General features: G+C 57.5%; 26 protein-coding genes and 1 pseudogene. 12 read left to right on the top strand and 15 right to left on the bottom strand.

The features are described 5' to 3' along the window. Positions 1–236: 236 nt before the first annotated feature. A complete protein-coding gene (locus tag E5J99_RS01485; protein WP_135495949.1) occupies positions 237–641 on the bottom strand; it encodes a hypothetical protein in 405 nt (134 codons plus the stop codon). 481 nt (positions 642–1122) lie between these two features. Between E5J99_RS01485 and E5J99_RS01480 the strand changes: the two genes are divergently transcribed. Then, entirely contained in the window at positions 1123–1470 is a 348-nt protein-coding gene (locus E5J99_RS01480; protein WP_167851926.1) for an HIRAN domain-containing protein, read from the top strand. A 40-nt stretch (positions 1471–1510) separates the two neighbouring features. Here E5J99_RS01480 and E5J99_RS01475 read toward each other — a convergent pair whose 3' ends face one another. Beyond that, complete coding sequence (locus E5J99_RS01475) at positions 1511–2506, bottom strand: hypothetical protein (RefSeq protein WP_135495947.1); 996 nt, start codon at positions 2504–2506, stop codon at positions 1511–1513. Between the two features lie 195 nt (positions 2507–2701). Between E5J99_RS01475 and ruvB the strand changes: the two genes are divergently transcribed. Both ruvB and queG read left to right on the top strand, forming a co-directional pair. Next, the gene (ruvB, locus tag E5J99_RS01470; RefSeq protein ID WP_135495946.1) at positions 2702–3754 is read left to right on the top strand and encodes a Holliday junction branch migration DNA helicase RuvB; all 1053 of its coding nucleotides are present in this window, start codon (positions 2702–2704) and stop codon (positions 3752–3754) included. A 400-nt stretch (positions 3755–4154) separates the two neighbouring features. Next, positions 4155–5114, top strand: coding sequence for a tRNA epoxyqueuosine(34) reductase QueG (gene queG / locus E5J99_RS01465; RefSeq protein ID WP_135495945.1), 960 nt, complete (start codon positions 4155–4157; stop codon positions 5112–5114). A 40-nt stretch (positions 5115–5154) separates the two neighbouring features. Here the strand turns inward: queG and E5J99_RS01460 are convergent, their stop codons facing one another. From E5J99_RS01460 to E5J99_RS01440, 5 genes are all read right to left on the bottom strand, one after another. Beyond that, positions 5155–5343, bottom strand: a complete 189-nt coding sequence (locus E5J99_RS01460) for a hypothetical protein (protein WP_135495944.1) — start codon at positions 5341–5343, stop codon at positions 5155–5157. Between the two features lie 234 nt (positions 5344–5577). Beyond that, entirely contained in the window at positions 5578–6450 is an 873-nt protein-coding gene (locus E5J99_RS01455) for a ferritin-like domain-containing protein (RefSeq protein ID WP_135495943.1), read from the bottom strand. Positions 6451–6479: 29 nt separating this feature from the next. Then, positions 6480–7181: a ferritin-like domain-containing protein gene (locus tag E5J99_RS01450; protein WP_135495942.1), complete on the bottom strand. Its 702-nt coding sequence runs from the start codon at positions 7179–7181 to the stop codon at positions 6480–6482. 209 nt (positions 7182–7390) lie between these two features. Then, the gene (locus E5J99_RS01445; protein WP_135495941.1) at positions 7391–8206 is read right to left on the bottom strand and encodes a ferritin-like domain-containing protein; all 816 of its coding nucleotides are present in this window, start codon (positions 8204–8206) and stop codon (positions 7391–7393) included. Positions 8207–8235: 29 nt separating this feature from the next. Beyond that, complete coding sequence (locus E5J99_RS01440; protein ID WP_135495940.1) at positions 8236–8961, bottom strand: ferritin-like domain-containing protein; 726 nt, start codon at positions 8959–8961, stop codon at positions 8236–8238. 264 nt (positions 8962–9225) lie between these two features. Between E5J99_RS01440 and E5J99_RS01435 the strand changes: the two genes are divergently transcribed. The 3 genes from E5J99_RS01435 (at position 9226) to E5J99_RS01425 (ending at position 12930) form a co-directional block, all read left to right on the top strand. Continuing rightward, complete coding sequence (locus E5J99_RS01435; protein ID WP_135495939.1) at positions 9226–10707, top strand: BatD family protein; 1482 nt, start codon at positions 9226–9228, stop codon at positions 10705–10707. A gap of 311 nt (positions 10708–11018) precedes the next feature. Next, positions 11019–12095, top strand: coding sequence for a chorismate synthase (gene aroC / locus E5J99_RS01430; protein ID WP_135495938.1), 1077 nt, complete (start codon positions 11019–11021; stop codon positions 12093–12095). A gap of 208 nt (positions 12096–12303) precedes the next feature. Then, positions 12304–12930 (top strand): NifU family protein, encoded by a 627-nt coding sequence (locus tag E5J99_RS01425; protein ID WP_135495937.1) that lies wholly within the window; start codon positions 12304–12306, stop codon positions 12928–12930. A 471-nt stretch (positions 12931–13401) separates the two neighbouring features. On the opposite strand, the gene secDF is transcribed toward E5J99_RS01425, so the two are convergent. The 6 genes from secDF to E5J99_RS01395 all read right to left on the bottom strand — a co-directional run bounded on the left by secDF (position 13402) and on the right by E5J99_RS01395 (position 19722). Further along, positions 13402–16404, bottom strand: a complete 3003-nt coding sequence (secDF, locus tag E5J99_RS01420) for a protein translocase subunit SecDF (protein ID WP_135495936.1) — start codon at positions 16402–16404, stop codon at positions 13402–13404. Positions 16405–16528: 124 nt separating this feature from the next. Next, the gene (locus tag E5J99_RS01415) at positions 16529–16894 is read right to left on the bottom strand and encodes a hypothetical protein (protein WP_135495935.1); all 366 of its coding nucleotides are present in this window, start codon (positions 16892–16894) and stop codon (positions 16529–16531) included. A 146-nt stretch (positions 16895–17040) separates the two neighbouring features. Then, positions 17041–17460 (bottom strand): hypothetical protein, encoded by a 420-nt coding sequence (locus E5J99_RS01410; RefSeq protein WP_135495934.1) that lies wholly within the window; start codon positions 17458–17460, stop codon positions 17041–17043. A 403-nt stretch (positions 17461–17863) separates the two neighbouring features. Next, positions 17864–18493 carry a uridine kinase family protein gene (locus tag E5J99_RS01405; protein ID WP_135495933.1) on the bottom strand — a complete coding sequence of 210 codons (630 nt, stop codon included), beginning with the start codon at positions 18491–18493 and terminating at the stop codon, positions 17864–17866. A 108-nt stretch (positions 18494–18601) separates the two neighbouring features. Beyond that, complete coding sequence (locus tag E5J99_RS01400) at positions 18602–19192, bottom strand: non-canonical purine NTP diphosphatase (protein ID WP_135495932.1); 591 nt, start codon at positions 19190–19192, stop codon at positions 18602–18604. 122 nt (positions 19193–19314) lie between these two features. Further along, complete coding sequence (locus tag E5J99_RS01395; protein WP_135495931.1) at positions 19315–19722, bottom strand: hypothetical protein; 408 nt, start codon at positions 19720–19722, stop codon at positions 19315–19317. Positions 19723–19917: 195 nt separating this feature from the next. Between E5J99_RS01395 and E5J99_RS01390 the strand changes: the two genes are divergently transcribed. The 4 genes from E5J99_RS01390 to hemC all read left to right on the top strand — a co-directional run bounded on the left by E5J99_RS01390 (position 19918) and on the right by hemC (position 23933). Next, positions 19918–20163 (top strand): type B 50S ribosomal protein L31, encoded by a 246-nt coding sequence (locus E5J99_RS01390; RefSeq protein ID WP_135495930.1) that lies wholly within the window; start codon positions 19918–19920, stop codon positions 20161–20163. Between the two features lie 218 nt (positions 20164–20381). After that, positions 20382–21617 carry a GlmU family protein gene (locus tag E5J99_RS01385; RefSeq protein WP_135495929.1) on the top strand — a complete coding sequence of 412 codons (1236 nt, stop codon included), beginning with the start codon at positions 20382–20384 and terminating at the stop codon, positions 21615–21617. 27 nt (positions 21618–21644) lie between these two features. Next, the gene (locus tag E5J99_RS01380; RefSeq protein ID WP_135495928.1) at positions 21645–22781 is read left to right on the top strand and encodes a DNA polymerase III subunit; all 1137 of its coding nucleotides are present in this window, start codon (positions 21645–21647) and stop codon (positions 22779–22781) included. Positions 22782–22982: 201 nt separating this feature from the next. Then, positions 22983–23933 (top strand): hydroxymethylbilane synthase, encoded by a 951-nt coding sequence (gene hemC / locus E5J99_RS01375; protein WP_135495927.1) that lies wholly within the window; start codon positions 22983–22985, stop codon positions 23931–23933. A gap of 76 nt (positions 23934–24009) precedes the next feature. Here hemC and E5J99_RS01370 read toward each other — a convergent pair whose 3' ends face one another. Then, positions 24010–24639: a DUF2238 domain-containing protein gene (locus E5J99_RS01370; RefSeq protein ID WP_135495926.1), complete on the bottom strand. Its 630-nt coding sequence runs from the start codon at positions 24637–24639 to the stop codon at positions 24010–24012. A 316-nt stretch (positions 24640–24955) separates the two neighbouring features. On the opposite strand from E5J99_RS01370, the gene E5J99_RS01365 reads away from it, so the two are divergent. Further along, positions 24956–25552 carry a peptidylprolyl isomerase gene (locus tag E5J99_RS01365; protein WP_245318663.1) on the top strand — a complete coding sequence of 199 codons (597 nt, stop codon included), beginning with the start codon at positions 24956–24958 and terminating at the stop codon, positions 25550–25552. Between the two features lie 13 nt (positions 25553–25565). Then, on the top strand, positions 25566–26477 hold the full coding sequence (locus tag E5J99_RS01360) for an SDR family oxidoreductase (protein ID WP_135495924.1): 912 nt from the start codon (positions 25566–25568) through the stop codon (positions 26475–26477). 14 nt (positions 26478–26491) lie between these two features. Here E5J99_RS01360 and E5J99_RS01355 read toward each other — a convergent pair. Then, positions 26492–26605, bottom strand: a pseudogene (locus E5J99_RS01355) (IS5/IS1182 family transposase); the annotation flags it as partial.

Raw genomic sequence — 26605 nt, 5'->3', positions numbered from 1 at the left:
AACAGCAAATAAAAAGAGAACATCATGTCGAGCATTCTGCGCAGCAAGCAGAGAACGAGACATCTTGCGTGCCATCGTAATCAGTTACTGCAGCGGTAGCGAGGCTTCGGCAAGCGCAGCATGGCATTCGAAGAAGGTAAAATGCCCCCGCCTTACTGCCCACAGGCACTGGCCGAGTGGCACAAACGCCGAGCCGCGCAGGAGCGCGTCCCTGCACGCTGCTCGTGCCATAAGCCTCACCGCGTCACTTCCAGCAGCCAGTCTTCACCGGCGCGGGTCAGGAAGTAGTAGTGCCGACCGCCAGCACGCTCCCCGGCCAGCAAGCCAGTGGCAATCAGCTCCGGCAGGGCGCGGTAGAGCGTGAGGCGGGTGGTGTAGGCCGCCGCCGCCAGTACGTTGCTGTGCAGCCGGGGGTGGCCCATCAGGGCGTAGCACACCCGCGCAAACGTGCGGGTCCGGCGCGGATCCAGATACTGAAAGCGGGAAAGCAGAGCCGCCGCAATGCACCCTTCCAACGACTCCTGGTCGTAGCCGTGGGGCGGGGGAGTGGGTGATATATCCCGGGTGGCCACGCGCTGCGCAAACTGCTCCAAAAATGCCGGCCCATCAGTCACGGGCTTGGTTTCAGTTGGTAGAGCCATTAGTGGTAGAGACATTGAAGCTGTTTAGGAAGTATGGTTGAACCCACCAGATCGTCATGCTGAGCATTCTGCGCATAAAGCAGAATGCTCAGCATGACGATCTGGTTTTGTTGACTTCCTAAACAGCTTCATTAAGTAAAGAGGAGAGGGAGATAGATACTGCTTGATAATGTATCGAAACTTCACGAAAATGGATCAAAATATGGGCATAATGGATCAATAGTTACCTACCGTGGATAAGAGGATAGATTAAATGGATACCTGTATGCCAACCGTGGATATAAATGTCCCTACTATGGATTAGTAGTTCTTCAGTATGGATAAGTAGCTGCCCACTATGGATCAAAATCGGGTAATGAAGGATCAGAAACTCGCCAATAAGTATCCAACCAGCTGCTTTGTGGTAGAAATTCACCGGGCGGAAGCATTGCCCAGAATCGGGCATACTTCAAAACCGGCGGCATCCCTGTACATTGGGGTCATGAACACTCCTTCTGCTACGCCCACGTCCGGTTTGGTTTTGCTCGAATGCCTGGTGGCTGGCACCACCCACCGCGAAAATCTTCGTCAGCACGAACCCGCGCTCTACCTGGGCCAGCTGCTGCAGCTCGTGCGCGAGGCCGACAGCAAGTACGACGACTGGGCCGTGAAGGTGCTCACCGCCGAGGCCGAAGCCGGGGTGTGGCTGGGCTACCTGCCCGAAGTGCGCAACGAAACTGTGGCCCGCCTGCTCGACGCCGGCTACCCGTTGCAGGCCCGGCTCACCCACAAGGCTTGGGATGAGGATTGGCTACAGCTCGAAGTAGAGGTAGTGCTACTGAGCCAATAGCCCCGCGTGGCGGCTCCGGTCGGCGCGGTGCCCTCCCCCGTTACACCAGGTCCGTGAGGTCGGCAATTTGCTGGCGGGCCTGCTGAATCGCCGCTTCCTCGGCAAAGTTGGCCTGCACCCACTCCGTGAAGCCGCTCACCATTTCGCCCACCGCTTGGCGGCTGCTCATCGGCGCAGCCGTATCGGCGGCCGGGGTAGCGGTATCGGGTGGCCCCGTCATAAATTCTTCCAGCCCCAGCGTGGCCAGCACGTCAGACACGAATACCAAGCCGCATACCTGCATGGCCTGGTAGAGCTGCACCAGCTCGGGCATCGTCAGCGGTAGCTGGTGGCCGGCTGGAAGGCTGCCCAGTCGCTCCATCAGTGGTTCGAGAGCTGCCGGGCGCAAAGCTGCCAGCCGCTCCACGGCCTGGAGGAAAGGCTGCCCGGCCGCTGCCGGCAGACCATGCACCAGTAGCACCGCCAGCCGGATCATTTGCAGCTGGGGCTCGTTAAAACGCACCGTGGCCACTGTAGGCAGTAGCGTGGCTCCGGCTGCCTGGCTGTGGCTATGGCTGAAAAATGCTTCCTCCAGCTGCAAGCGGTGCTGGCCCAGGCGGCCCGCCGTAGAGCGGTCGGTTTCGGCCAGATGCTGCTCCACCGACGCTAAAAACGTGTCGCTCAGCTCCAGGCAATAGGCTTTAAGTGCCTCCATCTGGACTTCCGAGATATTCATTTGCTGCCGTACGAAGCGCAGCACCGGCTCGGCCAGGGATGTATCGAGTCCGAGCCGGCCCAGTACCAGCAAGTCGTATACCTGCCCAGGCCGCTGGTGCAGAGCGGCCACTAGCTGCTCCTGGCTCTGAATAGTATTCAGCTCGCCCACTACCGCCGCATCCACGGTCGAAAGCAGGGCCAGCTGCCCCACCAACGCAGAATCGGGCCGGCTGAAAAGCTCGGTGCAGACCATGCCGTGTAGGGAAAGGCAGTGCGCCAGCTGGTCGTAAAAATCGGCGGGGAGCTGGGCGAGCCAGGCGTCGGAAAGGGAGAAATGCATCGGTAGCGAGTAATACGGCCGCAAAGAAGCTAAGAAAGCGCTGGTGCAGCGGTACTCAGGGCCTAAAATTGCCTCTATACTAATATAAGTAGTAAGATTAGCGGCGTGGAGTTGAAATTTTGCTAAAAATCGGGACCATTTTAGCCTCCGAAAGCGTTACCTTTATTCAACGCAATACCTGAATATAGCCCCGCTATGCGCGAAACATTTCTGACTGGTGGCACCGACCACATGGACTCCGGCGAAAAGGAGATTGACAAGGCCCTGCGCCCGCTTAGCTTTGCCGACTTCACGGGCCAGGCCAAAGTGGTCGATAATCTGAAAATCTTCGTGGGTGCCGCCAAGCAGCGCGGCGAAGCCCTCGACCACGTGCTGCTGCACGGCCCTCCCGGCCTGGGCAAAACCACGCTTTCCCACATCATTGCCAACGAGTTGGGCGCCGGCATCAAGATGACCTCGGGCCCGGTGCTCGACAAGCCCTCCGACCTGGCGGGCCTGCTCACGAATCTGGATCCGCACGATGTGCTTTTTATCGATGAGATTCACCGGCTCAACCCCGTCGTGGAGGAGTACCTGTACTCGGCCATGGAGGACTACCGCATCGACATCCTGCTCGATTCGGGTCCGAATGCCCGCTCGGTACAGATTTCCCTGAGCCCTTTCACGCTCATTGGCGCCACTACCCGCTCGGGTATGCTCACTTCGCCGTTGCGGGCCCGCTTTGGCATCAGCTCCCGCCTCGAATATTACGACGCCAAGCTGCTCACTGACATCGTGATGCGCTCGGCCGAAATCCTGGCCACGCCAATCTATGAGGACGCGGCGTTCGAAATAGCCCGCCGCTCGCGTGGTACGCCCCGCATTGCCAACAACCTGCTGCGCCGTACCCGCGACTTCGCTCAGATGAAAGGTACCGGCTCCATCACGGTCGATATTGCCCAGTTTGCCCTCAACGCCCTCGACGTAGACCACCACGGCCTCGACGACATGGACAAGCGCATTCTGAACACTATCATCGACAAGTTCAAGGGTGGGCCGGTTGGCATCAGCACCATTGCCACGGCTTGCGGGGAAGAAGCCGAAACTATAGAGGAAGTGTACGAGCCCTTCCTGATTAAGGAAGGCTACCTCAAGCGCACCTCCCGGGGCCGCGAAGCTACCGAGGCGGCCTACAAGCACCTTGGCAAGCTCATGCCCCAGCACCTGCGCGGCAACTCTCCCGGCGACCTGTTTGGCGCGCAGGAGTAGCAGAGTGCGGCGTTTTTTTCGCATGTTATTCTACAACACCTGTCATGCTGAACGCAGCGAAGCATTCCGCGCATCAAGCGGCGATGGATAAACTGCTTCCGCTGAGGGCCTATCCGAATAGGCGGTCATGCTTCGACTGCGCGGACGCCAGATGAGCATGACGTTCTTTTTTTCTATTCGGACAGGCCCTAAGTGACGATGTGGATTACCTGTGCTAGAGCCCTTTCCCGTCGGCACGGTAAAGGGCTTTTCGCGTTAAAGAAAGTTTCGTAAGGTTAGGTCAGGAAGATCCTTTATTTCACTCCGCTGCGTTCAGGATGACAGGCGTTACGGGCTGACAGATGGGAAAGGAATGACAACTTTCAATGCCGTATTTTTGTAGTCCGCCATTCGCAAAATCATGCTTCCCACTGCTCAGTACACTGCTTTCATCAAGCGCCGCGCCACGGAGCTGGGCTTCATGTATTGCGGTATTTCCAAGGCTGGGTTTTTGGAAGAGGAAGCGCCTCGGCTCGAAAAATGGCTCAGCCGGCAGATGAACGGGCAGATGGGCTACATGGCCAACCACTTCGACAAGCGCCTCGACCCACGCCTGCTCGTAGATGGTGCCAAATCAGTGATTTCGCTGCTGCTCAACTACTACCCGGCCCCGGAAGACCAACAGCCGGACGACACGCTTAAAATCAGCAAGTATGCGTACGGCCGCGACTATCACTTCGTCATCAAGGATAAGCTGAAAATTTTGCTGGCCGATATACAGGCGGAAATCGGTGAAGTAGGGGGCCGGGCTTTTGTCGATTCGGCTCCGGTGCTCGATAAAGCGTGGGCCAAAAAAAGCGGGTTGGGCTGGGTGGGCAAAAACTCCAACCTGATTACGCCGGGTGTGGGCAGCTTCTACTTCATTGCCGAGCTCATCGTGGATTTGGAGCTGGACTACGACGGCCCCATCAAGGACTACTGCGGCACCTGCACCAAGTGCATGGATGCGTGCCCCACTGATGCTATTACCGAGCCCTACGTGGTAGACGGCAGCAAATGCATCAGCTACTTCACCATTGAGCTGAAGGACCAGATTCCTCGGGACGTAGCCGGTAAGTTTGGTAATTGGGTCTTCGGCTGCGACATCTGCCAGGACGTGTGCCCCTGGAACCGATTCGCCAAGCCGCACACCGAGCCGCAATTTCAGGCTCACCCACAGCTACCGCAACTCAACGCCGTCGACTGGCAGGAAATCACGCACGAACTGTTCACGGAGTTATTCCGGCAGTCGGCGCTAAAACGAACGGGCTACGCCGGCCTGACGCGAAACATCCGCTTCGTGTCGGAAACAGAAGGCCCCGCTGGGTTTGAAGAGGAATAGGAGCGGTAAGGGTGTTGACTTCTGGTGTATATGCGGGCAGCTAGGCGGCCGTAGCGAATACACGGTTCAGGATGCGCCGATAGATTTTTGCAAACTGTTGGTAGCACCATGCCTTTAGTTCAACCAACTCTGTCGGAACGAGCATGCGAAATCCTTTGCGCAGCTCTTTCTCAAAAAGAATTTTGTCGAAGCTGACTTTTAGCAGGATGGTTTTAACGTATTCCAGCATCGGTCAAGTTTGTTTTAGGTAGGTTGGGTGGGGTGGTGTAGGGTAGCAGAATCTGTATACGAGAGCCGCTGAAAAAGCTGCGGCTGCGGTGTCATTTGGAGGTGATTTTAACGAAAGATACAAGAATAAATTTTCATAGTACAAGCATTATAGTGCTTTTTAACCCTTTCTTAATACAAAAAAAGAACGGCCGAAGCCGTTCTTACTAAGAAGTTCAAGGAAGTTGCCGAAGTGCTACGCGTAGATAAACAGGCTCGCAATGCTGCTAGCTGCCGCCGCCGTCATGGGCTCGTCGAAAGCTTCTCCCAAGCTGATAGCAACCTGCTCTTTGGTGCCCGTGAGAATCTGCGTGGTAGGGGTCGGAAAGAAGGTAACCAGATCGGGCAGCAGCTGCTTATCTATGTTTTCGCCGGCATACACCGCATCCGTGACGTTAGGAGTCGTAATGACTTCATCTTTGGCGCTAATCCAGTAGCGCACATTGGCTTTCAGAGCCCGGCGCATGCCCCGAATGTGTGCCGCGTGGCGCGCTTCGACGGCATGAATACGTAGAGCTGCTTCAAGCAAGTCATTTTCGGTTATCAGTACATCTACCTGGCCCTTATAGGCACGTACACCGGTATCTTCCAGCAGTTGGGCTACCTTCAGGAAGGTGCCAAAATCCTGGAAAACGGCTGGGTATAGAGCAGGGGCTGTGCCATTCTTGCTGCCCGTGAAGTCGAACTTGGGCTTTGCCGGTATAACGGCTCCCGATGCTGTCAGCGTTGCTTGCAGGAAAGAGACATGCTCTTGCTCATGCTTGGCAATAAGCTGAATAACGGACCTGGTGTTGCCCGGAAACGTCATGGACGAAGCCAGCGCCTGCTTATAAAACTCACTTTCCAGATACTCTAGCGTGAGGGCCAGCGTGAAAGTATCGAGAACAGTAGCCGACTGACGGCCATATGCTTTTTGCAGCACCGCGCCGAAAGCCAGCGGCACCGCCGCTGCTACTGCTCGCCGGCCTGTCTGGCCCAGGCTCGCCAAGACCCCACGACGGCCACTGATACGCTCGTAGGAGTCTGGATCGACGGCCGCGAGGTCAGCAAGTAGTTTGAGAATATTCATGGTAAGTAGTCGTCAGGAAAAGCAGCTGCCTAGGCAGTCGGTAAGTCAGAAACAAGAATGGTATAGGGGAAAAACTTGGCGGCGGCTTCAATCACCTGCGCGGGCGTGAGCGTGCGGCCCAAACCGGCGAAAGCGCCGGTAGTTTCCACGGCATCGGCGAAAGGGTCGGCCTGCAGCAGGTCGCGGATGAAGGCCGCATGACGAGCTTCTACCGAAGCTATTTTGCCGACTAATACCAGCGTTGCTTTGGTAGAAAGCAGCTTTCCGGCGCCGTTGTAGGCGGCTACTCCCAGGTCCTCAAACGTACGAGCGGCGGCCAGTACGCCGGCGCGGGTCGTAAACGTAATGGAGCTGAAGTTGAATTCGAGCGTAGGAATGGCACTGGTACCGAGCAGCTGCTTGAAAAACTCCCGGTGAATCACTTCGTGGTCACGCAGCTCGGTAAACGATGCCAACTCCCCAGCCAGAAAGTCGGAGGGTGGCGAGTCCAGCACTTTCTGGTAGAAGGCAGCTTCGAGCTGCTCGAGCAGATACGCGTAGTTGGCTACCCCGATTTCCCCTTTGCCCAAGCTCAGCGTTGTGGGGGGCAGTGCAGGCTCGACGGTCGTATCATCGCCGCAGCCAGCCAAGAGTAGCGTAGAGGCAGCCACTGTAGCGCCGGCTGCCTGAAAAAAAGAGCGGCGGCGCATGGTGCGGGCCAAAAAGGAGGAAGTAGAAGCAGATTCAGACATTAGCTAGAAATACGCCAGCGGAAAGAAACAGCCGCTTAAGCGAAATAAGCAGCCTAGACAAAGGTACTCCTATAAACCGGGATGCACCACTGGCAAGAGTACGGCACGGGTGGAAAAGTTGCGTTGGCCAGCGCAGGAAAACTGCTACAACGCAAAAGGCTGACCCCCACCGGGAGCCAGCCTTTGCAGTATACAACTACTAGGAATGCTTAAGCGCCAATCAGGCCGCCGGCACGCGAAGCATCAGTTACTTCTGCCATCGTCAGGACTTCATCGAACGAAGCCGCTGCATCGTTGGCCGAGTAGGGATTAGCCAACTGGTTGGTGATGTTGACGTTTGACTGTACGACGTTGCTTTCGCGAATAGCACCCGTGTATGCGGGGCCCAGCGGAGCCGGCAGGCTGGAGTCTGCGGCCTGGATCCAAGCCGTTTGCTGGCGCATGCCCCGAATGTGTGCCGCGTGACGGGCCTCCACCGAGTGAATTTGCAGCGCTACCTGGAGCAAGTTGGTAGTGCCAGCCATAGCACCCATCAGGTTGCCGGCCTGGCCTTTGTAGGCCCGAACACCGGTGTCTTCCAGGGCCTGAGCTACTACCAGTTGCGTGGCGTAGTCAGCAGGGAAAGCGGAAGTTTTGAACTTGATGCCGGTTACCGGAGTGCCACCGAGTGCTTTGATAGTAGCATCGAGCAGCTTTACGTGGGCCGACTCGTGCTTCAGGATCAGGTCAATGGCCGCTTTAGGAGCACCGGTCGGAATTTGACCAGCGGCTACCATCTTCTTGTAGAAGTCCTCTTCCAACAGCTCAAGAGTTTGAGCGTAGTTCAGAACTTCGACGACGGTAGGCTTGGCCGTTTGACCGTAGGCTTTCTGGAACAGGGAAGCTACGAAAACCGGCGCGGCGGCCAGAGCACCACGCTTGGCCGTAGAGCCCAGCGTTTTGAAGACTGCCCGACGAGAATCGAAGCGGCCCAGGGTGTCGGCATCTACCTCCGACAATTGCTCAATGATGCGAAATATGTTCATGATAAGGAGTCGTTAAACGGAGGAGAGAATTATTTGCCGACGTTGGTGGCATCCAGCTTTTCCTTGATAAAGCCTTGGGCTGCGGCAATTACTGCCGTTGGCTCCAGTGCTTTGTCGAGGCCGGTGATAGGGTCGATGATGCTATCATCAGCGAAGCTACCGTTCGAAATCAGGTCACGCACATACGCGGCGTGGCGAGCTTCCACCGAAACGATCTGTCCGGCAATAACCAAGTAAGCAGGCGTTTTGAGGTATTTACCAGCGCCATTGTAGGCCTGCACACCCAAGTCCTCGAAGGTGCGGGCAGCACTCAGTACGGAGGCACGCTTGGTGAAGTCGATAGTATCGAACACCGGCGTCAGGTCCTGAATGATCTTACCGGGAGCATCACGGTTGATGGCGGCCTTGAAGAAGTCACGGTGAATGGCTTCGTGAGCAGCTACCTGCACGAAATAGTCTTTTTCGGTAGCCGAGAAGTCGCTGGCTGGGCTGGCTTTTACGCGAGCATAGAAAGCCGCTTCCAGCTGCTCCAACGCATAGGCAAAGTTCAGGACACCGACGTCGCCGGCACCCAGATTAACCATGCCGGCAGGTGTTACACCGTTGTCATCATCATCGCTGCAGCCCGAGAGCAACAACGCCGTAGCACCAGCCGTGGCACCAGCGTACATGAAGAAGGAACGTCTTTTAATCGGAACGTAGAGAGGCTTGGCGAACTCAGCTTCGTCCCCACCGGAGTTGATGATCTTGGACATGGGAGGAATTTGTAAGGGTGAAAAGGAGAGTAAAGACAAGAAATTGCTCGCACGGCCCCAAAAGCCGCTTTCCGCGAATGACAATCCAGTAGTCTGTGTGTATTTGGGGGCATTTACGGCCCAAATGAAAAAACGGATTGGTATTGTCACGTTTTTTATTTATAACAAGTACTATATATAGAACCCGATAAGCAGCCGCGTAGCCCTCTGCCATACTGACAGAGGGGTTTTTGCGTAGCTTTGCGGCCTCCTTTTTTATGTTGGATGGCCGGTACACTCCGCTTACTATTTCTGCTGCTGCTGTGCTGGTTGGGCCTGAGCCAAGCGGTGCAAGCGCAGGCAACAACTGCTCAGGCAGACATCGTACTGGGCCGGGCAGCGTTTCCGGTCAACGAGTATTTCACCATCAGCTTTCGGCTGCGTGGCGCGCCCCTGGAGCGCTATTCGCCTTTTCCCGATATCGAGGGCTTCAAGAAAAGCAGTAAGTCGAGCACCACTACCACCCGCATCGTCGGCGGGCAGTCGACGACGGAGCTCTCTATAACGCAACGCTATGCGGCCTACGCGGAGGGTACTTTTGAGCTGAAGCCGTTTACGATGACCGTGAATGGGCTGGCGGTGCAGTCGGTGGGAGCTACGCTGCAGGTGGGCCCGCAGCAGGCCGCGCCCACCGGCCCTGCCGCCGGCAGCGGGGCCGTGCAGGGGCTGGGCCTGTTGGATAAGCTCTTTGGCAAGCCCAAGCCCCAGGACTATGTGGAGCCCCGCGACAACGCTTTTCTGGCCTTGGTGCCCGATAAGACGACGATATATGTGGGCGAAGGTGTGCACCTAGGCCTGTACTTCTACCTCACGCCTAGCGACCAAGGCTTGCTCAGCTTCTACGACTTTGGGGGCCAACTCCCCAAAATAGTGCAGCTGCTACGGCGGCGCACGGCTTGGGAAGAGCCGTTTGACGAACAGGAAATAGTGCCCGAAACCGTAACGGCGGGCGGCAAAACCTACCTGCGCTACCGGCTCTACGAGGCCCAGTATTACCCCCTCAACGCGCAGCCGCTCGTCTTCCCGGAAGTGGCGCTGCAAATGATAAAGTACAAGGTGGCCAAAACGCCCGAAGCCGGCCTCGACAACCGGATGGAGAGCTTCAAAACCTACCGCAGTGTGGCCCGCACCATTGCCGTGAAGCCCCTGCCGCCCCACCCGCTGCGCGACCTGGTACCGGTGGGTACCTATCAACTGCGGGAAGCTATTGACCGTACCACGTTCCGAACGGGGCAGGCTTTCACCTATTCTTTCGTGGTGGAAGGCGAGGGCAACTTAGCCGCGCTGGCCGCGCCGGTGCCACTGCTGCCCGCCGGACTGGAAGTTTACGGCCCTGATACGGAGCTGGGCATCACCCGGCAAGCGGGCCGCGTGGGCGGCAGCAAGTGGTTTCGCTACCGGCTCATTGCCCGGCAGCCGGGCGTGCTAGCGCTGGATAGTGTGTTTTCGCTGGTCGTTTTTAACCCCACGACCAGCCGCTACGACACGCTGCGCGCCGGGGTGCGGCCCGTGGTGAAAGGGGCTAGCCCCGCAGCCACTGCCTTCAACACCCACCCCGACGACCAATTCTACCAGGAAGTACTCAACACGGCCGATAACACCGTGCAGCGCCTCGATGTCTATAAGGATACACACCGCTACGCCAACTATATCCTGCTGGCGCTGGCGGTGCTGGCTGCGTTTGGGTGGTGGCGCAGTGGACGTTGAGAAGCTGTTGTGGACTGCACACAACTGCTAATTCTGTCCTGCCTGATCGGGCATGACACGAAAATTGAAATCCGAAGCCTGTTCCACTAGCGTGTGTGGTATTTTGCTTTTTGTGTCCTGCTGCGCGCAGTCGAAGCATCTCTCCCGCACTGGTAAAGTCAATTACTACTGCGGGGGAGATGCTTCGACTGCGCTCAACATGACGGAATCAACTGTGTTGAAAATTCCCAAACACGCTCTACGGCTCCGGAGCCCGCGCTAATCCACTTTTTAACGGTTCCTTTACGGCACCAGATCTGATTTTTTCGCTTATGAATACCTTCGGTACCTTATTCCGCATCACTACGTTTGGCGAATCGCACGGGCCCGGTATCGGGGTAGTGCTCGATGGGTGCCCGGCGGGCATCCCGGTGGATATAGCCACCATTCAGGCCGCGCTGGACCGGCGGCGGCCGGGGCAGTCGGAGCTGACGACACCGCGCCGGGAGGCCGACCAGGTCGAGATACAGTCCGGCATCTTTGAGGGCCAGACCACGGGTACGCCCATCGGGCTGTTTATCCGCAACCAGGACCAGGCCAGCCACGATTACTCCCACATCGAGCACGCCTACCGCCCCTCGCACGCCGACTACACCTACGATGCCAAATATGGCCGGCGCGACCACCGGGGTGGGGGCCGCAGCTCGGCCCGCGAAACGGCGGCCCGCGTGGCGGCCGGAGCCGTAGCCGCGCAGCTGCTCGCGCATTATGGCATCAGGGCCCACAGCTATGTGTCGCAGGTAGGGGCCGTGGCCGTGCCCGTGGGCTACGAGGCGCTCGACCTAAGCCTGATTGATAGTAATATGGTGCGCTGCCCCCACCCCGAAACCGCCGGGCGCATGACCGAGTTGATTCGGCAGACCCGCGACCGGCACGACACGGTGGGCGGCATCGTGACGGGCGTGGTGCTGGGGGTGCCCGCCGGCCTCGGCGAGCCGGTATTCGACAAGCTGCACGCCGAGCTGGGCAAGGCCATGCTGAGTATCAACGCGGTAAAAGGTTTCGAGTACGGCTCCGGCTTCGCGGGTACGCTGCTGTTTGGCACCGAGCACAACGATGCCTTTTATACCGACGATCAAGGCGCGGTCCGGACGCGTACTAATCATTCGGGCGGCATTCAGGGCGGCATCAGCAATGGGCAGGACATTTACTTCCGCGTCGCCTTCAAGCCCATCGCGACCATTCTGCAGCCCCAGGCTACCATCAATGACCAAGGCGAGGAAATAACGCTGGCCGGCAAAGGCCGTCACGACCCCTGCGTGCTGCCCCGCGCCGTACCCATCGTAGACGCCATGACCAACCTGGTGCTGGCCGACATGCTGCTGCGGGCCCGCGCCAGTAAGGTGTAAGAGGCACTACCAAAAAAGTTGCGGGCGAGCGTAGAACGCACAACTCAACAGTTGGCTCAGGCGGAACCCACTGTAGTCGCCTGCCGCAGCTGAGCAGTTCCTGCGTACCTTTGCAACATCCGGCGCACGGCACGGTTTTACCGCCGATAGTGTTTGCTTTCCTAGCGCCGTTGTCGCGTTTTCTTATTCGTCTCCAAGTCTTTCAAACATGGCTGATACCCTCACTTCTCCTGCTGCGCCGGTTTCCATCTACGCCGAAGCCAGCCCCAATCCCGAATCCATGAAATTCGTGCTCAATACCCATTTGCTGAGCGATGGGGTGAGCGTGGACTATCCGAACCTGGAAGCGGCTACCAACTCGCCGCTGGCGCAGGAGCTGTTCAATTTCGACTACGTGGGCCGCGTCTTCATTGCCGCCAACTTCGTTACCATCACCAAAACCTCCGACCTGACCTGGACGCACCTCATTCCCGAGCTGCGCACCTTCCTGAAGTCGTATGTGGAGGCCGGCGGCCCTCTTTTCACCGTCGACCCCGCCGCTGAGCAGAAAGCCGCCCAGCATGCCGCCGCTACCGGCGACGCTTCCGAGCAGGACCAGCAGATTAGTCAGAAGGTTATCGATCTGCTCGAAAACTACGTGCGCCCGGCCGTGGAGCAGGATGGTGGCAACATCACCTTCCGCTCGTACAAGCAAGGGGTGGTAACGGTAAACCTGCAAGGCTCGTGCTCGGGCTGCCCGTCGGCTACCGTCACGCTGAAATCCGGCATTGAGAACCTGCTCAAGCGTATGGTTCCCGAAGTAACCGAAGTAGTAGCGGAAGGTATTACCGTGTAGCTACCGTGCCCCTGGCCCACGCAAGGTGGGTTGATGGTGCTTCTTTTTCCAAGTGAATCGAAGGCTCCGCCCCATTAGGGTGGGGCCTTTTTTGTGGCCTTGCCGGCCCCGGTCCAAGCAGCCAGGGCGTAGCAGTCGTGTGTGCAGGAATAGGAAGACGGTGGGATACGCCGACTCAAAACCACTACAAGAGCGTGTTTGGGACTTTTCTTTTTGTGTCATGCTTGATCTAGCGTCCGCTTGTCGAAGCATCTCTACCGCCACAGTAATCTGATTGCCATTGCAGTAGAGATGCTTCGACAAGCGGACGCTAGATCAAGCATGACGGACCAACTTTTTGAAAGTTCTCAAAAACCGCTACGACGCCGCCCCCAGCCATAAAAAAAACGCTCCGGCCGCAGGCCAGAGCGTTTTTTGTGGGTAAAGCGAAGCTCAGGAAGCCAGGCTTTCTCCGATGAGTAGCCAAAGACCTTATTGCACGGTCGTCGACAGCTTGGGGGCGTCGGCATCGGCAATAATGGTGGTGGTGGTGGTGCCGCGCTCACGGGCTTCCTTGCGACCGTAGGTATCCAGGATAATCGGCGTCGCGATGAACAGCGACGAGTACGTACCGAAGATAACGCCCACAATCATGGCGAAGGAGAAGGAGCGCAGTGTTTCGCCCCCGAAGATGTAGAGCACCAGCACGACCAGGAACACGGTGGTGAACGTAATCATGGTGCGCGAGAACGTGCTGTTCAGGGCCGGGTTCACCACCTGTGCAAACGTCAGGTGCGGATTCTCCCGCAGGTATTCCCGGATTCGGTCGTAGATAACAACGGTGTCATTCATCGAGAAGCCAAGTACGGTCAGCACGGCGGCCACGAAAATCTGGTCCATTTCGTAGTTCAGGCCAAACAGACGGGCAATCGGGTAGGCCGCTATTACGAGTAGCGCATCGTGGAACAAGGCTACCACGGCCGCCATCGAGTACTGCCACTTTTCGAAGCGGAATAGTACGTAGACGAAGATGCCCAACAGCGTGAGGGCCAGGCTCAGCACCGACGTTTTCTTGATATCATCGGCAATAGTAGCGCCGATTTTAGCCGAGTTTGGAATGTTGGCTTTGGTGATACCGTAAGGCTTCAGGCCCTGCAGCAGCGCCGATTCTACTTTCTGGTCGGCGGCTACGCTTTCGTCGGCGGCCAGATAGCTGGTCGTTACGCGCAGGCGGGTAGGGCTGCCAAACGTTTTCACTTCCGTGCCCGCGCCCTGGAACTCGTCGGCCAGCGCATCGTGCACTTCCGAGGCTACCTGGGCTTTAGGGAAATCGATGATGTAGCTGCGGCCACCGCGGAAGTCAACGCCCAGGTTGGGGCCGCCCTGTACCGCCATCAGTACGAAGCCGATGATGATAACCATGGCCGAGAACAGGTAGGCGATTTTACGCTTGCCTACGATGTCAAACTTCACGTTCTGGAACAGATTGCGCGAAATAGGCGTGCTGAACGAGATGCTCGTGGTATCCTTGCCCCGGGTGAGCCACTCGATGATGAGGCGCGACACATACACCGCCGACAGGAACGAGGTCAATACCCCGATACCAAGCGTGATGGCGAAGCTTTGCACCGGACCAGTGCCGAAGAAGCCCAGAATCACGGCAATCAGCATGGTCGTTACGTTCGAGTCAAAGATGGCCGTGAAAGCGCGGGCATAGCCCTTGTTGATGGCGTCTTTCACGCTGAGCCCGTGGTTCAACTCTTCCCGGATGCGTTCGAAAATCAGTACGTTGGCATCCACCGACGAGCCGATTACGAGAATCAAGCCAGCAATGCCGGGCAGCGTGAGGGCCGTACCGAACTGGGCTAGCACGCCCATAATCAGGAACATGTTGAAGAGCAGCGCCACGTCGGCTACCAAGCCTGCCTTACCGTAGTACAGGGCCATGAACACCATGATGATCAGCAGACCAGCCAAGGAGGAGTACAAGCCCTGGTTGATGGCTTCCTGACCCAGCGACGGGCCCACAACGGCTTCTTCCACAATGCGGGTAGGAGCAGGCAGCTTACCGGCTTTCAGTACGTTGGCCAAATCCTGAGCATCTTCAATCGTGAAGTTGCCCGAGATGCTCGACGTGCCGCCGGAGATTTCAGCCTGCACAACGGGAGCCGAATACACGTAGTCATCCAGTACGATAGCCACTTGGCGGCCAATGTTGGCGGCGGTCAGCTTTTCCCATTTGCGGCTGCCGGTTGGGTTCATCTGCATGCTCACCTCGGGGCGGCCACCCTGGTCGTAGTCCTGACGGGCATCCGATACCACTTCACCGCCTAGAGGCGCTACTGCGTCGCGGGTTTTGCGCACGGCGTACAGCTGCAAGTATTCCTGCCCCTCGATTACGTCGGGCTTCACGCCCCACAGGAAGGTCAGGTTGGCAGGCAGGACTGACCGTACCTCCTGCGTTTTCATCAGGGAGTTCACCCGGGCCGTGTCGCGCACGTTGGAGCCCAGCGCACCGGGCATCGTGAAGAGCTTGGCGAGCAAGGTGCTTTGCTGCGGACCGGCCGAGTCAGCCTTGGCAGTGGTAGCGGGCGTCTTTTTGGCCAGCTGGCTGGCCAGCGAAGAAGAGTCTCCGGCAGCAGCAGTAACGGCAGTGGCCGTCGTGTCGGTGGTGCTGGTAGCGGCGGTGGCCGTGCCAGTCAGTTTTTCGGAGGCTTCTTTAGCCGTCAGAATTTCGTTGATCTGGTTGAAATACGGTGCGAACTCATCGTTACGCCACACTTCCCAGAATTCCAGCTTGGCTTGGCCCTGGAGCAGCTTGCGCACCCGGTCCGGGTTGTCGACGCCCGGCAGCTCAATCTGAATGCGGCCCGTGCCTTTCACCCGCTGGATGTTGGGCTGGTTCACACCGAACTTGTCGACGCGGGTACGCAGGATGTTGAAAGAGCGGTCAATGGCTTCTTCCTCTTCCTTGTCGATGGCGGCAATTACCTTGTCGTTGCTCGAATTGATATCGATGCCCCGGCTCTTGTTGGTGGTATTCGCAAAAATGCGGGCCAGCTTGTCGTTGGGCGCAATGGTGCGGTAAGCCTGCGCAAACAGCGCCGTGAAGGGCGTCGAAGGGCTGGTTTTCTGCTGCTCCTGAGCCTGGGCCAGCGCTTTGTTGAAGTTCGGGTCTTTGGAGTTGCCCGACATAGCCCGCACGATTTCCACCGGCGAAACTTCCAGCGTTACGTGCATGCCGCCTTTCAGGTCGAGGCCCAGGCCCAGCTCCGAAGCGCGAACGTCGCGGTAGGTGTAGGGACCGAATACGGGCGCGCGCCACACCGAGTCGAGGTAGTGCTGGCGCTGGCGCTCGTTGAACTGGCCATTGGTGGTAGCATAGGCTACGGCATCCTTCTGCACCCCACGGGAAATGTAGGTGAAGAAGAGAAAGTACGCGCACAAGGCCGAAACGACGACCGTAAGCGCGATAATAAGTCCTTTATTACGCATCGAAAAAAAATAAAATGGATTCGGGAAAAGCAATCCGGAAAGGCGGCTCAACCAACAGCACACACCGCTACCACACTACACAAGCACGCCGGCTACCGGGAGCCGCGCATCAGCACCGGGCCCGCTACGGCGCGTGCGGCGACAGGGCCGCTACCAGCAGCCGGGAACGGAACAAATCGGGGACGGCGCTGGGCCGGGGCCGCAGCACGGCTATGCGCCGCGCCTGCCGGGGCCATACCAGCGCCACGTGGTTGGGCTGCCACACATCGGTAGCCGGGGCCAGCCACAGAGCCAGCGGAGCCGTGGCTTCCAGGGTCACTTTCTGCTTGACGACGGCCGCTTTCGGCCCCACTCCCACGCGCGCGGCCTTGCCCACCGGAGTGCGGAAGGTGGCAACGGCCTGGTGGTTCAACGACAGCACGAACAGCAGCGTAGCTGTGAGCAGCGTGAAGCGCAGGCGGGGAAATAAGGTGGAAATGAAAACCGACATTCTTACAGCAATGGCTACAAATATAGCCAAATGGCCCGCTTCTGGAAAGAAGCGGGCCATTTAGTGTTTTGCCGGCGCGGAAAGCAGCTTCCTGCGCCAGTCGGTATTCGTGGGTAGCTGCCTGGCAGTTGCTCGGTATGTCTACGTTAGTTGGGACAGTTGGAGAGTGTCCAGCCGTTGGAGCCATGCTGTAGCATACCGCAGCCGTTCGCTATTACGTAGTTTTTGACACATCCTGCGAATGCCCAGGTAACCTGCTTTGAGCTACACACGGTTTTAGCTTCCGTAGCCGGTTCAACTAGCTCATCGGTCACCAGCGAGAAAATGGTGCCGCCATCAGCCTTCTTGATGAATATGTGCTCCTGATCAGTCATCATCGAAGCCGCTCCTTCCAGCACCTCACCGAACATTTCTTCGGATACTACATCTTCTCTTCTAGCATTTTGCTCGCCTAAAACTACTTTTTCGCGAGGTGCAGCTTCTTTATTTTTTTCGCATCCGCCTAGTATTCCGGTTCCCAACAGCAGCGCTACGGCAGATAGAATGGTGGTGTAGCTTCTTTTCATTTTTACTAATAGTTAAGTGGTTGATTATTCACCTTCCTTAGGTAAGATTCTCCTGCCACAAACATAGAAGGCCTATACCTGCTTACAAAGGACATTATATAGCCAATTGTGACTTGAATAATAACTGCCTTGTGTGGTGCTATTCCGTTGCAGCGTACGCGTGCCAAGAGAGCAGTAGAACACGAAAACACGGCTGCACACAGGCTAATGGCTGTTGATGCCGTGCCGTGGCAGTACTTTTATTCGTTTCAGGGATGCTGAGAAACAACAAAACAGCCAGCGGTTGTGACGCGGTATATGCACGCATTGCTATACTCGCCTGATGCCACTGCAACGGGCAAAAAAACACCCTGACTGCCTCTGGGCTAGAGGCGGTCAGGGTGGGGCCTGGCAGTGGTGTTTGCTAGGGCCGGCCTTCCAGTACTTTGCTTTTCAGGAACGATACCAGCACATCCAGCCCCCGGTCGAACTGCCGGTTGTTCGGAATGACGATGTCGGCGTCTTGCTTGAAGGGCTTGATGTATTTCTCGTAGGTGGGCGCTACATGGTTGGTGTAGCGGTAGAGCACGTCTTCCAGGTCGTAGCCTCGCTCGTCCCGGTCGCGCACGATGCGGCGCTGCAGCTTCACATGCTCCCGGGCATCGATGTATACTTTCAGATCGAGCAGCTTGGCCACCGCCTCAAAGTAGAATACGAAGATGCCTTCTACCACCACGATGGGCGACGGGGTAAAGACGAGCTCTTTGGGCTGGGCGTTCGGGTTGTTGAAGGTGTACTCCAGGCGGCGTACTTCCCGGCCCTGGCTGATTTGCAGCACGTCGGCCGCATAGGCGGCGGAGTCGATAGACGAAGGCAGGTCGAAATTAGTGACTCCGTTTATATCAATCTGCTGCGTTTCACGCGGGTGGTAATAGTTGTCCTGAGAAATCAGGCAAATATCTTCTGCGGGAAACGAGGACAGCAGGCGCCGCAGAAAGGTGGTCTTGCCCGAGGCGCTGCCGCCCGTAATACCGACGATGAAAGGATGTTGCATGGGGGTGGGAAGTGGCCCGTACCGGCAGGGCCAACCCTGCAAAAGTAACAAAATGACGTATGCCGGAGCGGATAGTGGCCGTCGTTTGGCCGAATATTTCCACTTTCCTTATTTTTTGCCCGCGTTAGCCTGCAAAAAAACTAATAGCTGCTCTACTGCCCGCGCCCGGTGGCTGAGTGTGTTTTTCTCGGCCAGCAACATCTCCGCGAAGGTCACCTCGCGGTCCTCGGGTTGAAAAATGGGGTCGTAGCCAAACCCATCCGCACCACGCACAGCCTCCGTAATCCGGCCCTCTACGGCTCCGGCAAACTCGTGCCTCGTTCCATTGGGCAGCACCAAGGCAATAACGGTTCGGAACTGGGCCCGGCGGTCAGCTTGGCCGTGTAGTTCCTGGAGCAGCTTGGCCACATTATCGGTTGCGCTGCGCTGCGGGCCCGCGTAGCGGGCCGAGTACACGCCCGGTGCCCCAGCCAGGGCCGCTACTTCCAGGCCCGTATCATCGGCAAAGCAGGACGTTTGGTAATGCTGCCATACATATTCGGCCTTTTGCAGCGCATTGCCTTCCAGCGTATCCTGAGTTTCGGGCAGTTCTTCGTGGCACCCGATTGCGCGCAGACTGACCAGCTCAATGCTGGCCGGCAGTAGGGCCCGGACTTCGGTGAGCTTGTGCTCGTTATTGGTAGCAAAACAGATTCGCATGCGGTATAGCGGTGAAAGGATGAAGCTGTGAAAAAGGCTGGGTCAAAGATACGAGCACAAAAAAAGCTGACCAGGACGGCCAGCTTGCATACCTCACGAATGCATCACTCTTCCAGTCGCCGCTAGCGGAACATCGATTTGATGCTGCCCCAGGAACGCTGCACGGCGCTGGGCGTGGTGCTGAGTACGCTCGTGTAGTTCTGGTCGCCGGTGGTGGTGTGCACCGTGAGGCGGTACGTGAACGGCCCACCGCTGGTGGTGCCCGACACGCCCCGGTAGATATTGGTATCCAGGTACTGATACCGGTGCTGACTGCTGGGCTGCACTGTTATCATGTGCGCAAAGGCGGGCTCGTTGTTGGCTTTGCGCCAGAGGTCGTAGGTCTGTACGCCGGCCTCACTACTTACTTCCCACTCCACGCGCACATTGCTCCCATCGAAGGTAGACTGAAAAAGCGTGATGGTGGCTCCGTAGGCCAGCGTAGCCATCAGCAAACCCAAAACTGCGAGTAGAGTAGCGGTACGGGCCATAGAGCGGACAATAGGTGGGATAGGGAATAGTCGGACGGGAACCAAAAATAAACATTTTCCAGTTCTATCAGCTAGTAGTACACCCAGAAAGTAGAAAAGAAGGTTCGCGTTTTTAAAATCCGGAGCTAACGTGTACTTTTGCAGTCCCTTCCGCAAAATCGGCAGGGCCAGAAGGTTTTAACGGCATCACCGACCATGAGAAAAGACATCCACCCCGAGTATCGCCAAGTTGTGTTCCAGGACACGTCGAGCGACTTTAAATTTATCACCCGCTCGACGATGAACTCGACCGAGACCATCACGATGGAAGACGGTAAGACTTATCCCGTTATCAAGGTGGAAGTTAGCAGCGCCTCGCACCCTTTCTACACCGGCAAAAATGTGTTTATTGACACGGCAGGCCGCGTGGAGAAATTCCGCAACCGCTACCAGAAGAAGTAGTTCTGGCCAGTGGCCGCAAGCGGATGCCTGCAGCTTACTATATTTTGCGAAACTCCTTTCGGCCCCGCCGGAAGGAGTTTTTTGTTGGCTTTCTTCTCCGCCGGCCGGTCGGTGTGGGGCGCAAAGTTAGAGTTGCCACAACCGGTTCTACGCCTCAGGCGCTAACTTGCCACCTCATATCGGTTGCCTTTTTCTGCTCATCGTTTCTTCTGCCTCGCATGACTGTTCTGCTCTTCGACGACCCCGCCATCCGGCCCCAGCTGCTGCCTTTCACGTTTACGCGGCCCGTGGCGGCCCTGCGCTGCGGTATTCTGACGGTAGCCGAAAAATGGCAGCACCGCCTGCAGCAGCCCGTCCATTACCTGACCCAGCAGTACTTGCAGGCCAAGTTTCCCGCTGGTCCGGTGGGTGGCCCGGCCCTGGTCATCAACGGCGCGGTGTGCCCCGACGACCTGCTGGTTCGGCAGGTGCAGGGCCTGGCACCCGGCCAGGCACTGCTCGACGGCGACCTGCTGGTGGCGGCCCATCTGGCGGATGCGGCCAATATTGCCGAGCTGATTCAGGACGGCTTCACCGACACCCGGCAGGTAGCCGAGCCGGTTGTGGCCCTGCGCGAAGTATGGCACTTGTTTTTGCACAACGGAGCCGAAATTCGCCGCGACTTTGCTCTGCTGACCCACGGCCGGGAATCGCAGCCCATCGGCGACCCGCACACTATTGTGTACGCGCCCGAAAACATCTTTATTGAAGAGGGCGTCCGGATTCGGGCGGCTATTCTGAATGCTGAAGATGGCCCTATTTATCTGGGCAAAAACTCGCAGGTGCACGAGGGCGCTATCATCAAAGGCCCCTTGGCGCTGGGCGAAGGCTCACACATCAATGCCGGCGCCAAGATGCGCGGCGACAATACCGTGGGGCCGCACTGCAAAGTAGGGGGCGAGGTGGGTAATTCCATCCTGATGGGCTATTCCAACAAGGGCCACGATGGCTACCTCGGCAACTCCGTAATCGGGGAGTGGTGTAACCTGGGCGCTGATACCAACACATCCAACCTGAAAAACAACTACGCCCCGGTCAAAATCTGGAGCCACAGCGCGGGCCGCTTCGTGAATACCGGCCAGCAGTTCTGTGGCCTCATGATGGGCGACCATAGCAAGTGCGGCATCAACACGATGTTCAACACGGGCACCGTGGTGGGAGTGGGGGCGAATATTTTCGGGGCAGGTTTTCCACGCACCTTTATTCCGTCGTTCAGCTGGGGTGGGGCCGCAGGCTTCGAAACCTTCAAGATGCCGAAAGTAGCCGAGGTAGCGGAGCGCGTTATGGCGCGGCGGCACCTGGCCTACGACGCCACCGAGCAGGCCATCATGCAGCACGTGTTCGACGAAACGGCCAAAGACCGGATCTGGGAAAAAGCACCTGTCAGGGATACGCCTGCCCTGAATGCGGAATAAGGCTTACGTGCAGTAAACAACCCACCAATGCGCTTTTCTGAGATACCAGGTCAAGCGGACGTAAAGCGCGTGCTGGTCCAAACGGTGCACCGGCAGCATGTCGCGCACGCCCAGCTGTTTCGGGGTGCCGAGGGCTCGGCAGCGCTGGCGCTGGCGCTGGCCTACGCTACGTTTCTGAACTGCGAGCAGCGCGCGGCCGACGCCCAGGATTCCTGCGGGCAGTGTCCGGCGTGTCAGAAAAATGACAAGCTCATTCATCCCGACCTGAACTTCATCCTGCCCGTAACGACCACGAAGGCAGTAGCCAAGGATGCCGTCAGCAGCAAGTTCGCCACCGATTGGCGCAGTTTCGTGTTTGCGAATCCGTATCAGGGCCTCAACGACTGGATGCAGCATATCGGGGCCGACAACAAGCAGGGCAGCATTTCGAAAGAGGAAAGCCTGCAATTGCTCAAGCTCGTGTCGCTCAAAGCATTTGAGGCGCAGTTCAAAATCGTGATTATCTGGCTGCCCGAGCTCATGCACCCGGCCGCGTCCAATGCCGTGCTCAAGCTGCTGGAAGAGCCACCGCCCGCTACTGTGTTTCTGTTGGTGAGCTTCGCGCCCGAGCAACTGCTGCCCACCATCATCAGCCGGGTGCAGCCCGTGGTGGTGCGGCCCTACGCCGAAGCGGAAGTCACGGACTTTTTGCGCGACCAGCACAACATCCCCGAGGTGAAAGCCCGGCAGATTGCCCAGCTGGCAGAAGGCAACCTGGGCGCGGCGCTGGCCGCCCGTGAGGCCTCCACCGACAACGACTATTTCACCTTCTTCGTGGAGTGGATGCGCCAGTGCTACGGCTACAAAGTCGACCTGATACTGAGCAAAACGGACGAATTTCAGAAGATGGGCCGCGAAAACCAGAAGGAGTTTCTGCAGTTCGGACTTGGCATTCTGCGCAAGGTACTGCTGTTTGGTATCGATGCGCAGTTTGTGCCGCACCTGCCCGCCAGTGAGCAGCTATTTGTGTCGGGCTTCAGCCGCTTCGTGCACCGCGCCAATGCCGATGCCCTGACCCAGGAGCTGAACGATGCACACTACCACATCGAGCGCAATGCCAACCCCCGCATGGTGTTCGTTGATATGTCGCTTCGGATTGCGGAGTTACTAAAAATGCCAGCCTGAGGGCTGAAAACGCAGAAAGTATAGCATGCTAATTTAGTATAGCAGGCGCTAAAATTGCTATAGTCCGCGCGGGGCCGGTCGGGGTTGTACCTTCGCCGAATCAATAATGCGCAGCTTGCCGTCGGATTCCAAAACAAGATTTGGGCAACCGTTTTTTGCTAAGCACTTCATCCGGGCCGCTGGCCGCCCTTTCTCTTTTCCATGGATTTCAATCGTCCTATTCGTATCGGTACCCGGGGCAGCCGGCTGGCTTTGTGGCAGGCTCATCACGTAGCGGCTTGCCTGGAGCTGGCCCAGTTGACTACCGAAATTGTCATCATCACCACTACAGGCGACGTGGTGCTGGACCGCTCCCTCGATAAGATAGGAGCGAAAGGAGTTTTCACCGAAGAGCTGGAGGAAAGCCTGCGCTCCGGTGCCATCGATATTGCCGTACATAGCGCCAAAGACGTGCAAAGCACCATTCCAGCCGACCTGGAATTGCTGGCGTTCATGGAGCGCGAAAAGGTGAACGACGTCATCGTCAGCTTCGACCCCGCGCTGTCGCTAGACCGCCCTGACCTGATACTGGGTACCAGCAGCACCCGGCGCAAGGCCATGTTGCGCCGGTTTTATCCGCATGCTACTACCGCCGAAGCCCGTGGCAACCTGCAGACGCGCCTTCGCAAGCTGGAGGAGGGCCAGTATCATGCCTTGGTTCTGGCGTATGCTGGCGTCCACCGCATGGAGTATGACCAGCTTATTCGGCACATATTGCCCGAAACGCAGTTTGTACCCGCCACTGGGCAGGGTAGCGTGGCTATTGAATGCGCCCGCAGTCTGGAGCCGGCACTGAAAGTGGAGCTGCAACGTGTGCTAAACCATGAGGCTACCCAAACCTGCCTGCTGGCCGAACGCGCCTTTCTGCGCACAATGGAAGGCGGCTGCAGTATTCCCTCCTTCGCGCTGGCCACTTTCACCAGTGAAGGCCACATTCAGCTGCACGGCGGCCTCATCAGCCTCGATGGGCAGCAATACCTGGAGGAAACGCTGACCGTGGCTGACAAACAGGAAGTCGAGGCAATGGGTACCGAACTGGCGGAGCGGATCCTGGAGCGGGGCGGCCGTCAGATTCTGGCGGATATCCGTAGCCAGCGGGACGCGGGCGAATAACGCCCGCTTACCAGCATGCGCAATCAGAAATACGCTTTGGCTGGGCCTGCTGCCGGATTCACCAAGAGAACCACGTTTAAGTAGTACGCTCGAAAAACCGGGACCGGAGCCAGTACAGGAATAGCGCAAAAATGGCTCCGCTGGTATCGGCCAGCATGTCTTTCTGCGCATCCCAAATGTCGCCCTGGCTACCCAAAAAGGCCGCGCCGGCGTCGCCGCCGGCTGTTTCGGCATATACCCACTCGATAAGCTCGTAGGTCATTGCCACGGTTCCAATCACGCAGAGCGGAAATAGATAGGCGATTGCCCGGACTCGGATAACCTGATACCGGTCGAGCAGCTCCAGAATGGCGAAGGCGTAGAACCCGACGCTAACGTGGGCCACCCGGTCGTACATGTTGCGCTCGAAGCCAAAGAGGCCATTGAACCACGCAAAGGGTACTTTCTCGAAGGTATAATGCCCGCCAATAGTGTGCATAAACAGCAGTACGCTCATCAGCAGATAGGCCAGATTAGAAAACTGCACCCCGCGCAGGTAGAGAATGACCAAAGCAGCGGTAATGGCAACGATGGGTACGTTTTCGGCCACCCAGGTGCCGCGCTCCGCCGGGTGAACCGCCAGCACGGCAAATAAAACGATGTAAGCCAGCAGTAGTAGCTTCGGAAACCAGTGTGGCGGCGGTGCGATTGGGCGGAGGGCAGACATACGGAGAAGGTGGAGCAAATAAGACTGGAACACCATACGGATCTGTAATCGGTTCGCCGATTTTGCCGTCAAAAAGATGGTTGCCTGAGCTGCGGCTGCCTCGTAGGTACCGTTCTTGCTTTTCCAGGTATGTTGCTGGTATAAAGCTTGCTGCCAGGCCTCACAATGCTACCTGTCCATCGTCATGTGCGCCTGTTTCGCGCAGATATGTAGCGCCGGCTCCCGAAACAACGTAGTTTTGCTCATCTACTTTTCACGTACCTCTGCTATGAAGTGTATTTCCCGCGCTACGGCGCTCTGTTGGCTGCTGGTTTGCTTGCTGACTCCCGCTCTGCACGCGGCCAAAGGCCCCAAAAAAAGTAAGAAGGATCAACTCGTCACCGTCAGTACCTCCCAGGGCGACATCAAGCTGATTCTGTTTGATGAAACCCCCCAGCACAAAGAGAACTTTCTGAAGCTGGCCCAGAGTGGCGTGTACAACGGCACTACGTTTCACCGCATCATTGAGAACTTCATGATTCAGGGCGGCGACGTGAATACTAAGGACGCCGACCCGTCCAATGACGGCGCGGGCCAGCCAAATGAAAAAACCATTCCGGCCGAAATTCGGCCGGAGTTCTCGCACAAGTTTGGGGCCGTAGCCGCTGCCCGGCAAGGCGACATGGTTAACCCCACGAAGGCCAGCAGCAACTCGCAGTTCTATATCGTGCAAAACCACAGCGGTACCGCCCACCTCAATGGTGGCTACACCGTTTTTGGACAGGTTATCAGCGGCCTTGATGTGATAGATAAGATTGCGGCCCAGCCCAAAGACATGCGCGACCGACCCACTACCGACATTAAAATGACGGTGAAAGTGGAGAAGCTGAAAAAGAAAAAAATTACGGAGCTCTACGGCTATACCTACCAATAGTACCGCCCTAATCATGACCAAACGCATCTTAATAACTGGGTCTAATGGCCTGCTGGGCCAGAAACTAGTCGAGTTGATTCGGCAGCAGCCCGGCGTGGAGCTTATTGCTTCCTCGCGCGGCACCAATAAGCTGGCTGCCCTGTACCCCGATCTGCACTTCGTACCGCTCGATGTGACCGACCGCGCCCAAGTGCAGTCTGTGCTGGCTGCCGAGCGCCCTACCCACATAGTGCATACCGCCGCCATGACCAACGTGGATGAGTGTGAGCTAAACCAGGAGCCTTGCTGGCTGCAAAACGTGACGGCCGTCGAGCACTTAGTAGAAGCCTGCGAGCAGCTCTCCATCCACCTGACGCATGTGAGCACCGACTTCATCTTCAGCGGTGAGCAGGGCCCGTTGAGCGAAGAGGCAGTTCCGGGCCCCGTCAATTTTTATGGTGAAAGCAAGCTGGCAGCCGAGCGTGCCGTGCAGGCCAGCACGGCTCAGTGGGCCATCGTACGCACGGTGCTGGTCTACGGAATTGCCCACGACTACGGCCGCACCAATATCGTGCTCTGGGTGCGCGACTCATTGCGGGCCGGCAAACAAATCAATGTGGTGGATGACCAGTTTCGGACCCCTACCCTCGCCGAAGACCTGGCCCAAGGCTGCTGGCTCGTAGCCAAGAATGATGCCGCCGGTATTTACAATATCAGCAGCAGCGAACTGCTTACGCCCTACCAAATGGCGCTGCAGGTCGCCGAGTATTTTGAGCTTGACAAAGATTTGATTGTAAAAGCGGATGGCAGCACCTTTTCTCAGCCCGCCAAGCGTCCGCTGCGCACGGGTTTTATTATCACCAAAGCTCAGCAGCATCTTGGCTACCACCCTCATACCTTCGAACAGGGTATTGCCCTTTTAGCCCAGCAGACGGACGTAAGTTAAACTAGGGCGTGTTCTCAATTTAGCCAGAGCATGATGGCGCGTAGTTGGACAAACGCGGCGTAGGAATCGGCGAGCTTATCGTATCGAGTGGCCACGCGCCGAAACTGTTTGAGGCGGTTCATGAGCCG

Source organism: Hymenobacter elongatus (assembly GCF_004745955.1).
Lineage (GTDB): Bacteria > Bacteroidota > Bacteroidia > Cytophagales > Hymenobacteraceae > Hymenobacter > Hymenobacter elongatus.
The sequence above is the reverse complement of the archived record's forward strand: the minus strand, read 5'-3'. Positions and strand labels throughout refer to the sequence as shown.